Raw genomic sequence first — 12304 nt, 5'->3', positions numbered from 1 at the left:
GTTATGGAGTTCTGCTACTATTGACAACATCACTAGTCTTATTGATTACCAGGAATCAATTATTGCAATGTAAGTAAAGATTGGTAAAGCTAATTTTATTTTCATGCTCAGATTGCTTACCTGTAGTCAAGAAAGACCAATGAAACCAAATTATCGGCGTTGTATTAGTTGCCGCAAAGTAGGCTTGAAAGAAGACTTTTGGCGAATTGTCCGCGTCTTTCCATCGGGAAAGGTACAATTAGATCAGGGCATGGGGCGTTCTGCTTATATTTGCCCACAAATGAGTTGCTTACAAGCGGCTCAGAAAAAAAATCGACTAGGGCGATCGCTACATGCATCAGTGCCAGAAACACTGTATGAAGAATTGTGGCAGCGTCTAGCCCAAAGCCATACCCAAAATCAAAATTAGGTGGAAAAACCTTCGGGCGGTAATCCCCAGAGTCTTTGTGCATCAAGCCGACTCTGCAATTGATGGGGTGAATGCCACAATAGTAAATGGGTGTATTAGGCTGCGGCTGTTTCACAAGAAGAGTGGCATAGCAATACTCCCAAACAAGTTTTACTCGATTGTGTTGTGGAAGACTCAGAATCAGCAAAACAAACAACTAAAAAATGGCAACCTGGTAGCGCTCAAGCGCAGCTTGGCATCAACCATCATCCTTGGTGGCAATGTCAGAGTTAAACCAAAACATCTCTCTTTCCTGACTGGAGGCACCGGCAAAATCACCAAGGGCAACCTAAAAACAGTAATCAAAGGATGGAGATGTCGAAAACCAGGCAACCATCCGCTAAAAAACTGTAAATTAAAGGGGAAGAGTGGATGACCAACGGCAAAGTTAGAATCTACGAATTATCAAAGGAATTGAATTTGGATAATAAAGAGCTATTAGCAATCTGCGACCAGCTCAACATTGCGGTCAAAAGTCATAGCAGTACTATTTCAGAATCTGAAGCAGAACGTATACGAACGGCTGCCGAAAAACTGACAGCTACGAATGCGATGAATAAAAAAGAAGAAGGTACATCCAGCCATAAACTCAATTCATCGCAAACTGGCGATCGCAATCGACCTACCCCACCTCACAAACAGCAAATTTTGGAAATTCGCAAACCCAAAATATTGAGAAATACCACCTCCAACGCCCCAGAAGCAGCAGCTACAAATGATAGCCAGCTTGCTTCCTCCGAAGTTAATTCTTCTTCACCATCAGAGCCAATCGATACACAAGTCTCACCCATGAAGCCGACGGCACCAATTCGACCCGTACCCCGGAATCAATCTGAGACCTCACCAGAAGCTACAAGCACACAAGCAGATCAAGTTTCTAATAAAGAGGCACAGGCAACAAAAGTAGCAGGAAAACCCGAACAAGCTGGCACAGAGCGCAGCCGAAGTGGGGTTTCGCCCAGACCCAAAGCGGACAAACCCCAAAAACCCAATTTGGTAGCCCCACCATCTAGACCGGCAGCAGCAAACGCTCATATCGCATCTGACCAGCTAACTCCATCAGAGAAACCATTACTCAAACGAGATCAAGTCAAGCCAAAGGTAGCTAAGGCGAACGACAGCGATAGCCCACAGGCTCCAGTACCGAAACCGACTCGTTCCACCCAATCACCAGTCAGATCAGACTCCAGAGGAAATCGACCTGCGGTAGATGGACCAAGACCCAGTCGCCCAGTACGTCCATCGGAACCTGTAGCCTCACCAGTCGCTACTCCACCTAAATCAATGTCAGGTGGACAAGGAAAAGTCGATCTCAGCAATGATACAGACGGACCCGGACCAGAATTACTTGATTTAAAACGTCCCACTCCACCACGTCTAGCCAAAGGTGGTAAAAGGTGGCAAGAAGAAGAGATTATTGACGAAATCAAGGAAAAAGCCGGTAAAGTCGGAGTTAAAGGCAAACGGGTCAAACCAGTCGTTGATGATGACTTTGAAGAAGATTTACTGGATGATGATGATCAAAACTCCCCAGCTACTGTCCAGGTAAGTCTTTCCATCGCCCGTCCTCCCAAACCAAAAGCTGCTCGACCAACACAGTCACCCGCACCAGCAGTTATTAGCGCCCCAAATACTAGAGGAAAAAGATCTTTTTCTCGCCGGGACAATAACCGTCGCCAAGAAGTGGAAACTAAGCGTGATCGTCCTGAAATAGTAGTGATTACAGGGCCGATGACAGTTCAAGAACTGGCTGACGTTTTCGCTGTTGCTGATACAGAGATTGTAAAAATCCTGTTCCTCAAAGGTATGGCGGTGAGTATCACCCAGAATTTGGATGTCCCAACTATTACTTTGGTAGGTAAAGAGCTAGAAATAGAAGTCGAAACCGCCGAACGAGAAGCAGAAGCGCGCAAAGTCACAGAAATGTTGGATGTGGCTGATATGGAACTACTCCAGCGCCGTCCACCAGTAGTAACGATTATGGGTCACGTAGACCACGGTAAGACAACTCTGCTCGACTCAATTCGTAAGACCAAAGTAGCTTCTGGCGAAGCTGGTGGTATTACTCAGCACATTGGTGCATACCATGTGGATGTGGAACATGAAGGACAACCGCATCAAATAGTTTTCTTAGATACTCCCGGACACGAAGCATTCACAGCGATGCGGGCGCGGGGAGCGCGAGTCACAGATATTGCCATTCTAGTAGTGGCTGCTGATGATGGCGTTCGTCCTCAAACTATAGAAGCTATTAGCCATGCTCAAGCTGCTGAAGTACCCATTCTTGTCGCCATTAACAAAATTGATAAAGAAGGGGCGCAGCCAGACCGCGTTAAACAAGAACTCACTCAGTATGGTCTCACCCCTGAAGAATGGGGCGGTGAAACGATTATGGTTCCAGTGAGTGCTATCAAGGGGGAAAACTTGGATACCCTTTTAGATATGATTCTGCTAGTTGCAGAAGTAGGAGAACTATCTGCTAACCCAGATCGTTCTGCTAAAGGAACAGTGATTGAGGCGCATCTGGATAAAGCAAAAGGAGCAGTTGCTACCCTGCTGATTCAGAATGGTACTTTGCACGTGGGAGATATGTTGGTAGCCGGTTCTGCCTTTGGTAAAGTACGGGCGATGGTTGATGACAGAGGCAAACGAGTCGATATTGCTAGTCCATCCTTTGCCGTAGAGGTTCTTGGTTTAAGTGATGTCCCAGGAGCAGGTGACGATTTTGAAGTCTTCGCTAATGAAAAAGAAGCCAGAACTCTGGCAGCAAACCGCGCGGACAAACAACGTTTATCTCGCCTGCTACAAGGACGTGTGACTCTAACTACTCTCTCAGCTCAAGCACAAGAAGGTGAGTTGAAAGAACTGAACTTGATCCTAAAAGCAGATGTTCAAGGTTCTGTAGAAGCCATTGTGGGATCTCTCAGACAAATCCCCCAAAACGAAGTGCAAATTCGGATGCTATTGGCTACCGCAGGGGAAATAACTGAGACAGATATTGACCTAGCCGCAGCTAGTGGAGCCGTAATCATTGGCTTTAACACCACCTACGCCAGTGGTGCGAGACAAGCAGCTGATGAAGCTGGGGTAGATGTCAGGGAATACAATATCATTTACAAACTTTTGGAAGACATCCAAGGAGCCTTAGAAGGTCTTCTGGAACCAGAGTTGGTGGAAGAACCCCTGGGACAAACCGAAGTCCGTGCCGTATTCCCAGTCGGTCGTGGAGCCGTTGCTGGTTGCTATGTGCAGTCTGGTAAGTTGGTTCGTAACTGCAAAGTGCGCGTGCGTCGTTCCGGTAAGGTGGTCTACGAAGGTGTCCTTGATTCCCTGAAACGGATGAAAGAAGATGCGCGAGAAGTCAACTCCGGTTATGAATGCGGAATCAACATTGATAAATTCCATGACTGGGTTGAAGGTGACATGATTGAAGCCTTCCAAATGGTAACCAAGCGACGTACACTAACGCTGACGAAATAGTGCTGGTTATTAATGGCTGGGTTATGAGTAAAAATGATGAGTTTTGAGTGGAAAGGAGTTGACAACTCGCAACCTCAAAGCTCATCACTCTGCACTGGCTACGCCCGCTATACCAGTAGCGTTCAGCAACGCCAGTTGCACACCCCCGCCATAGCAAGAAATTATACGGAGATTTATATAGCTGTGGCGCAGATGAGATTAATCTGATCGTTACGCTAGCTTTTTTAGTAATTCATCTATTTTTACAATAACCGTGAGTGTAGCGTGAGTTTTAGTGACTAATTAGACAGAATTTGCTGCTATAAAACCATTATCTTAAGAAAAAATTCAGCAAGAACTATTTTAAGTGTGCAGGTTAATCAAATTGTACTTTGATGATTTCAATACCTGAGAGGGATGAACATAAACCCACAAAAACCCTTAAAGTAGAGCCTGATGGGTGTGAAACAAATTATGCACTTTCTCATCTAAGCAATATCTTATTTGCTGAAGGTGAAAACTGCTATAACGCTTGAAGTTAAAACTGAGGAATGAGAAACTATGGCTCAAATTCCATCTGCCAGCGATCGCCAATTTTCTGCTGATCCCGAAATTTGGTATAGTCTTAAATGCGCGATCGCCACTAGTTCAGGTTTTAAACGCTGGCAACTAGAACACTATACGCAATTGCAGGGACTTCACCTCGAACAACAGGTACAAAGATATTTACGAGAAACTTTAGAGACTTTAGCGTACTGAAAATTGAGGAAATCCTGTAAACCTAATTACAAACAACGAAGTTGATGGTAAGCAGTATCAAACAGTTCTCCGTCAACTTCTATATTTTCCTCTAAAGTTACTGTATCTAGCTGTAGTTAGCTACGGAAACCTGGTATTTCATAGGCTAAAATTAAATAGTTTAAGAAGACGAACCCAATTATTTATGTGTTGCATTGCGAAACTTAGCTGATCGATTGCGAGTCATCGAATATAGTGTGGCATGGATTAAATAGCTTTTAGCTGCTATATTTGACCCTGTTTAACCAACTATAATTCAGCTAATCACAGACATAAAATGAAATATTGGAACTTTATTATTCCTATGGCTGCACAACCCCAGCTATCAGCCAAAAATTTTCACCTTTTTTTGAGTAGTCACCTCAAATCAACTTTACCTTTGCGAGTTGGAATACTGGCTTTGTTAGCAGTATCTGGGGGTTCCCTCTTACTGACTAGTCAGGCAAATGCTACCCAAAAAGAAGTAAATACCTCGACTCTGATAGCGCAAGTTCCTACATCTGCAACAATAATTTACGTTAATCCAGAAACCGGTACGGATACATCTGGTGTTGTTACTACCGCAGATGCACCCTATAAAACTATTTCTTTTGCTCTGAGACAAGCCCAACCAGGCACAATAATTCAACTAGCCCCAGGGACTTACAGCACCGAATCTGGCGAACAATTTCCCCTGTTAATAAACCCAGGAATTACCCTACGTGGTGATGAATCTAGTAAAGGTCAGGGAATATTAGTTACTGGTGGTGGTTCTTACGCCAGTCGCACCTTTGCCGTACAAAATATTACAATTTTAGCTAACAATAATACTACTGTTGCAGGTTTAACTGTGACAAACTCCAATCAGCGCGGTACAGCAGTTTGGGTGGAATCAAGTAATCCCACCATTCAAAATAATACTTTTACTAACAGTGCCAGAGAGGGTGTTTTTATCACTGGTACGAGTAATCCCCAAGTTGAAAATAACCGATTTGTGCAGAACCAGGGTAACGGCATTTCCATAGCTAGCAAAGCCCAAGGTGAAATTCGCAATAACTTATTTCAAGATACAGGTTTTGGTTTAGCTGTTGGTGGTACTTCCACACCCCTAATTGAAGGGAACCAAATCATCCAAAACCAAGATGGTTTATATATCTCACAATCAGCTAAACCTGTACTGCGTAAAAATGTCATTCAAAACAATAAGCGGGATGGCATTGTGGCAACTGTCAATGCTCTCCCTGACCTTGGTACTAATGATAATCCCGGTGGGAATTTGATTCGCAGTAACATCCGATATGATGTGAATAATGCTACCTCGAATACCATTCTCGCTGTTGGTAACGATATTGATCAGAGCCAGATTTTTGGTCAAGTCAATTTTGTGGCTGCTACTGTTGACCTTCCCACTGGTCAAAGTGCTTTTGGAGACGTACCGGAAGGCTACTGGGCAAAAGCTTACATTGAAGCCCTAGCATCACAAAATATCATTGCCGGCTTTCCTGATGGCAGTTTTAAACCTAATGATCCTGTCACTCGCGCTCAATTTGCCGCCATTGTGACCAAGGCTTTGACACCGCCAGTTAAACGCACAGGTATTAACTTTAGGGATGTAGCCAATAATTTCTGGGCTTACGGTGCGATTCAATCGGCTTATCGGAGTGAATTTCTTTCAGGGTATCCTGATGGTAGATTTCAACCACAGCAGCAAATTCCTCGAGTCCAGGCACTGGTTTCCTTAGCCAATGGTCTGGGTTTTACTGCTAATAATCAGAATGTTTTGGCTTTTTATAGTGATGCAGCCCAAATTCCTAATTACGCAATCGCCCCGGTAGCGGCGGCAACTACACAACAATTGGTGATTAACTATCCGACCGCTCGACAACTTAATCCCAATCGCCCCGCAACTAGAGCGGAAATTGCTGCTTTTGTTTACCAAGCACTTGTGAATGCTGGACGTGTTGAACCAATTACCTCACCTTATTTGGTAACAGGGCAGTAAAATTCCTATCTTTGACATCCTATAGAACCCATTTGGGATCTTGGGAGAAAGGGGAAAATAAAAAATAAATGCCGTACTCCAGTAGCTTAACGGATCAAGAGTGGGAAATAATTGAACCACTGTTGCCCGATAAAAAACAAACCAGACCACTAAAGTGGACAAGGCGACAAATCTTAGATGGGATCTTTTATCAACTCAAGAAGGGGTGTAACTGGTTTGATTTACCCAGAGAGTTACCGCCCTATTCAACAGTGTTTTGGCACTACAAGCAGTGGCGAAAAGTAAGATCCGATTCCAACTGTCACCCAAACCCACGAGAGCCGAAAAAGCAGCTCTTGGTAAAACCGGGTTTGTGCCGGTCGCCACTCGTTGGGTAATAGAACGCTCCAATGCTTAGATGGAACGATGTAAGAGTTTGGTCAAAAACTTTGAGCGTACACTCAGTCATGCGACTGCCAAGCTCAATCTATGTTTTATTCGACTCATGCTTAAGCGGTTAGCTCAGGCATAGATATCAAATGGGTTCTAACAATTCCAAATCGTCAATCAACGCTCTTAAATTCAATAAATCAGGAGTCCTATGAAAATTGCTGTGTCTAGCCAAAACCAGACCAATGTCACTGCTCACCTCGGACGGCCGGAAATTCTGGATCTACGACGTGGACGACACCACCATTCACAATAAGCAGGCGATCGCTCAACTTAGAGATGAGATAATCCGTGTTATGCCCCCATTGCTCGTCAGATTATTGGTAAACTTCTGGTAATTTTATCCCTCATTGTGAATTGCCCATAAAATAAAACTATATTCTCAAGAGTCGAAGACATCTGAGTGTTGGGTAAAACTCCTTTTGGGGTGCGAAGTCGGTATTTTTTACTACGTATATTCTGGAGAAACCAATGTGGGAAAGTGCTATTACAGCGTACTTACACTATCTGGGATTCATGCTGGCGTTTGGGGCGTTGGTGGTTGAAAGTCAAAATCTGAAAAAAGATATCAGTCTGGAAGCAGCCTGGAGAGTGGTTATAGCAGATGCTGTTTATGGTTTATCGGCTACTACAATTCTGGTTACAGGAATTTTGAGAGTCATTTACTTTGGTAAGGGAACTGATTATTATCTCAGCAGTTTAGTATTTTATACCAAAATCGGGATATTCATACTGGTGAGTGTATTGTCTCTTTACCCCACCTTTTCCTTTTTGTCCTGGATTAAGGACTTACGGGATAGCAAACCTCCCAATTTAGAATTGCCGCAAGTCCAGCGACTCTCCTGGTTTATTCGGGGGGAATTAGTTGGGTTTTCCCTCATCCCCTTGTTTGCGGCACTTTTAGCGCGGGGAATTAGACTGTTTTCGTTTTAACCATCAAGGATAATCATAGGAAAATATTAATGAAAATTCGATATTTTTTAACTGTAATTTTCTGAAAACACAATAACTAGGAATGTAGTAATGAGAACCAGTCAGGTGCAACCACTACCTCTACAACCCGCTATCAATGGGGAGTTTCGATCTGATGAACAAGCAGTTTTAGAATGTGCTGACTGGTTAAGTTTTCATAGAGTTTGGGGAAAATTAAGTCAAGAAGCAATTAATGCGATCGCTCAATCTCTGCAAACTCTAAAAATAGAAGCGGATACCGAAATTTATCGCCAGGATTTAAAACCTGTGGGTTTGTATCTACTGAAATGGGGTTCAGTAGAGATTTATCGTCAATCTCGTATAAGTAAAACCCACATTACCTATCGCAATGCAGGTGATGTTTTTGGCTATGTACCATTAGTAGAACAACAGACAAATGCTACCTATCGTGCTAGTGCGATCGCACTTTCTAAAAGCGAAATTTGGTTTCTCAGACGGGATGATTTTATCCAAATCCAACGCAATTATCCAGAGATACAAGGTACTATAAATAACTTTCTTGCCCAAGACTTAACAAATTTTGCTGAACGCATAGCTAAAGAAGAAGCCAGAATTCAGGGGCTACAAAGTTATATTCATTCAGTACCAACAGTTGAGTCAATCATTGGTGAGAGTAAAGCCAGTCAAAAACTACAACAGCAAGTTCAGCAAGCAGCGGCTGATTTAAAACCTGTGATATTGCAAGCATCACCGGGTACTGGCAAAACCTTTATTGCTGGGTTCATTCATGCACATTCAGGATTACACAATCGCCCCTTTGCAGAAATTGATCTTGCTCAGTTACCCTGCGATGAAACGGGTTTAATTAATACAGATAGCATATTTGGCAAAGTAGACCAACCGGGTATTATTGAACTCCTGGAAAGAGGTACATTATTGATTGATAATGTCCAATTATTAAGAAAACAAGAATGCGATCGCCTGATTGATTATCTAAAAACTGGTAAATTACAAACCAAAGTCGAAAATTCTCCCGATTCTTCCATCTCCTCTTGGGTACGCTTAATCCTCGCCAGTCCCAGCAAAACCAATTTTGCTGATGTAAAAGCCCATGAAATCAAGCTGTTTTCTCTCCCTCAACGCAAACAGGATATCCCGGATTTTGCTACCTATTTCTTAAATAAATTTTGTCGAGACAGTAGACGAACTCTTTTAGAACTCAATCAAGCTGATATCCGTCGCTTAATTAGTTACGACTATCCAGCCAATTTAGTAGAACTTGAAGGCATTCTCAAACGCGCTGTCGTCATGACCCCCCTGGAAGAGTCCGTGATTCCAGAACAAGTATTATGGTCAGTGGAATCGAAAAAAAATGCCTTTCGAGTTGATTTACTTAACCAAATACCCTGGTTACGCAGATTTCTCCTGAGTAAATGGTGGCCTGAACGCTTCTGGATAGTGATGATGGCGATTTCTATCCCTGTCACCATTATGGGCTATCTTGGACCCCAGACCAGGGATGCCAGTGTGACTCTGAACTTTTTCTGGGCATGGTGGTGGCCTTTTTACCTGCTATTATTTCCAATTGCAGGTCGTCTGTGGTGTGCTGTCTGTCCGTTTATGATTACTGCGGAATGGCTGCGAAAAATATCCCTGTGGATTTACCCCCGGAAATTGTTACCTTGGCCTACAAAATGGTTAAATAAATGGGGTGCTTGGTTACTCTGGGCTGGTTTTGTCGCCATTTATCTGTGGGAAAAACTCTGGGATTTGCCCCATACCCCTAATCTTTCAGCCTCGTTATTATTAATAATCACTGGTGGGGCGGTAATTGGTAGCGTAATTTATGAACGTCGTTTGTGGTGTCGCTATCTTTGTCCCATTGGGGGTATGAATGGGATGTTTGCCAAACTGTCAATGATAGAATTGCGTTCAACTCAGCAAGTATGTGGCAGTCAGTGTAGTACATTTTCCTGTTACAAAGGTAGTACAAATGCTACCCCAGTTAATTTTGCGGATGCTGTACCCATGGAAGGACAAGCTACAGAAGGGTGTCCCCTCTACTCCCATCCGGCACAATTGAAGGATAATCGAGATTGTGTTTTATGTATGACTTGTTTAAAAGCTTGTCCCAATCGCTCTGTACAAATTAATTTGCGTTTTCCTGGGACTGACTTATTAGAAAATCATCAAGGTTTCTGGGCGGAAGCTGCTTTAATGTTGTTGCTATTCGGTGGAGTGTTTATGCACTATTCCCACCGAATCTTGGATTGGTTTGGATTTGGAAATATTGCCCTTGATTCTGAGCATTTACTAACCGCTATACCTGTGGTGACATTATTATTAACTATTCCCTTTGTTACCACTTATTTGACCCACAAAATTGCTAGGACTATTGACCAGGAAATGCCAGATTATCTAACTGTAATCTACGCTTACTTGCCTATGACTCTAGGAGCAAATTTAGCTTATTACATCCCCTCTGCAATTACGGAAGCGGGAAAAATTATTCCTGTAATTGCTCGGACTTTTGGATACAGTGGTGCAGGTTTACCTACCCTAACTTGGAGTCTAGATGTGGCAGCTTTTTTACAGGGTGTCACTCTATTATCTATCCTCATCTTCAGCATTTATCCCTTGGTCAAAATCACCAAACGTCCATTAGTTAGTAACCTGCCCCATATATTTTTAATGGTAGGTTTCATTGTCGTATTTTTTCAACTCATGTTTTAAACAATGAAAAGAAAAAATACTCCTGAGTAATAGGACAATGGTTTGTTAAATCAATAAATAAAACGGATTACTATATGCTTATTTATAACAATATAACCGAAACTATCGGTCGCACTCCTTTGGTAAAGCTACAAAACTTACCTCAAAGTTCAGGCTGTGTCGCTAATATCGCCTTAAAATTGGAAGGGATGAATCCTGGTAAATCAGTAAAAGACCGCATTGCTATTAGTATGATTACTGAGGCAGAAATAGCTGGTTTAATACAGCCAGGAGTTTCCACGATTATCGAGGCGACTTCTGGTAATACTGGTATTGGTTTAGCAATGGTTTGTGCTGCGAAAGGATACCGCTTAATCCTAACAATGCCAGAAAATATGAGCCGGGAACGTCAGCAAATTATTCAAGCTTATGGTGCTGAAGTTGTCACCACACCCGAAGCAGAAGACATGGCTGGTGCTATAGCCCACGCTAACGAATTGTTAGCCAGTATTTCTAATGCCTTTTCTCCCCAACAATTCAGCAATCCTGCTAACCCAAAAATTCACTACCACACTACCGGACCAGAAATTTGGCAGGATACAGAGGGACAAATTGCAGTATTTGTAGTTGGGGTGGGAACTGGTGGAACTTTGACTGGTGCTGGACGCTACCTGAAACAGCAAAATCCCCAAATCCAGATTGTGGCAGTTGAACCTGCTACCAGCGCTGTCCTCAGTCATCAGTCCCCCGGATTACACAATATTCAAGGTATTGGTGCAGGTTTTGTTCCAGATGTGCTGCGGGTGGATTTAATGGATGAGATTATCACTGTTACTGATGAACAAGCCTATGAAATAGGTCGTCAACTTGCCCGTCAGGAAGGGATTATTAGTGGTATTTCTACAGGTGCGGTTTTGTATGCAGCATTACAAGTAGGCAAGCGATCGCAATATCAAGATCAGCTGATTGTCGCTATCCAAGCAAGTGCTGGGGAACGATATCTCAGTACTCCTATGTGGGATGAATAATAGACACTGCATAGATTGAATACTGCGATCGTAGCGATCGCCCTACCCTTACGGGGAAGCAAGCTACGTGGAGCGTCTATCTACGACACGCTCTGCGAACGCGGAGAAGGCATCACCTGGGAAATTTGGAAATGTTTCAACTTATAAACAAAACTACTATATAGTAATATAATCGCTACCCACGTTTTTCTTGGGGTTTTATTTCTGGGTTTGGTGAGACAATACTTTTTTCTACATCGCTCTTGATTACCGAAGAAATGGGTTTAAAGCCCCGTTGTTCTACGACGGCTTTTTATTATATTTGAATTAATCTTATACCAAAAGTGGTAGTATAAGACAGGAGGTAGAAAGATGCTTGTTTTTGAGTTTAAAGCTTATGGAAAGTCAGCGCAATTCATTGCAGTAGATAAAGCAATTCGTACTGCTAAGTTCATTCGGAATAGCTGTATTCGGCTATGGATGGATGTTAGTGGTGTAGGCAAAAACGACTTGCAAAAATATTGTGCTGTACTTGCA

8 protein-coding genes and 1 pseudogene are annotated in these 12304 nt (G+C 42.9%); all 9 read left to right on the top strand.

What is annotated here, in order from left to right; genetic code table 11:
- Positions 1-139: 139 nt before the first annotated feature.
- The gene (locus VB620_RS14175) at positions 140-409 is read left to right on the top strand and encodes a YlxR family protein (RefSeq protein ID WP_323196799.1); all 270 of its coding nucleotides are present in this window, start codon (positions 140-142) and stop codon (positions 407-409) included.
- 411 nt (positions 410-820) lie between these two features.
- On the top strand, positions 821-3928 hold the full coding sequence (gene infB, locus VB620_RS14170; RefSeq protein ID WP_323196798.1) for a translation initiation factor IF-2: 3108 nt from the start codon (positions 821-823) through the stop codon (positions 3926-3928).
- Between the two features lie 540 nt (positions 3929-4468).
- On the top strand, positions 4469-4666 hold the full coding sequence (locus VB620_RS14165; RefSeq protein ID WP_323196797.1) for a hypothetical protein: 198 nt from the start codon (positions 4469-4471) through the stop codon (positions 4664-4666).
- A gap of 316 nt (positions 4667-4982) precedes the next feature.
- Positions 4983-6686, top strand: coding sequence for a DUF1565 domain-containing protein (locus tag VB620_RS14160; protein WP_323196796.1), 1704 nt, complete (start codon positions 4983-4985; stop codon positions 6684-6686).
- A gap of 68 nt (positions 6687-6754) precedes the next feature.
- Positions 6755-7063 (top strand): transposase, encoded by a 309-nt coding sequence (locus tag VB620_RS14155; RefSeq protein ID WP_323196795.1) that lies wholly within the window; start codon positions 6755-6757, stop codon positions 7061-7063.
- 523 nt (positions 7064-7586) lie between these two features.
- Positions 7587-8048 carry a DUF2214 family protein gene (locus VB620_RS14150; protein ID WP_323196794.1) on the top strand — a complete coding sequence of 154 codons (462 nt, stop codon included), beginning with the start codon at positions 7587-7589 and terminating at the stop codon, positions 8046-8048.
- Between the two features lie 90 nt (positions 8049-8138).
- On the top strand, positions 8139-10781 hold the full coding sequence (locus VB620_RS14145) for a cyclic nucleotide-binding domain-containing protein (RefSeq protein WP_323196793.1): 2643 nt from the start codon (positions 8139-8141) through the stop codon (positions 10779-10781).
- A gap of 74 nt (positions 10782-10855) precedes the next feature.
- Positions 10856-11788, top strand: a complete 933-nt coding sequence (cysK, locus tag VB620_RS14140) for a cysteine synthase A (RefSeq protein ID WP_323196792.1) — start codon at positions 10856-10858, stop codon at positions 11786-11788.
- 351 nt (positions 11789-12139) lie between these two features.
- A pseudogene (locus VB620_RS14135) lies at positions 12140-12304 on the top strand (RNA-guided endonuclease TnpB family protein); the annotation flags it as partial.

The sequence above is a fragment of the Nodularia harveyana UHCC-0300 genome (assembly GCF_034931085.1).
Lineage (GTDB): Bacteria > Cyanobacteriota > Cyanobacteriia > Cyanobacteriales > Nostocaceae > Nodularia > Nodularia harveyana.
The sequence above is the reverse complement of the archived record's forward strand: the minus strand, read 5'-3'. Positions and strand labels throughout refer to the sequence as shown.

Bases quoted from the DNA above. Each gene is read 5' to 3' on its own strand.
- infB (WP_323196798.1), top strand. From the start codon at position 821: ATGACCAACGGCAAAGTTAGAATCTACGAATTATCAAAGGAATTGAAT.
- VB620_RS14150 (WP_323196794.1), top strand. From the start codon at position 7,587: ATGTGGGAAAGTGCTATTACAGCGTACTTACACTATCTGGGATTCATG.
- cysK (WP_323196792.1), top strand. From the start codon at position 10,856: ATGCTTATTTATAACAATATAACCGAAACTATCGGTCGCACTCCTTTG.
- VB620_RS14155 (WP_323196795.1), top strand. From the start codon at position 6,755: ATGCCGTACTCCAGTAGCTTAACGGATCAAGAGTGGGAAATAATTGAA.
- VB620_RS14175 (WP_323196799.1), top strand. From the start codon at position 140: ATGAAACCAAATTATCGGCGTTGTATTAGTTGCCGCAAAGTAGGCTTG.
- VB620_RS14145 (WP_323196793.1), top strand. From the start codon at position 8,139: ATGAGAACCAGTCAGGTGCAACCACTACCTCTACAACCCGCTATCAAT.
- VB620_RS14160 (WP_323196796.1), top strand. From the start codon at position 4,983: ATGAAATATTGGAACTTTATTATTCCTATGGCTGCACAACCCCAGCTA.
- VB620_RS14165 (WP_323196797.1), top strand. From the start codon at position 4,469: ATGGCTCAAATTCCATCTGCCAGCGATCGCCAATTTTCTGCTGATCCC.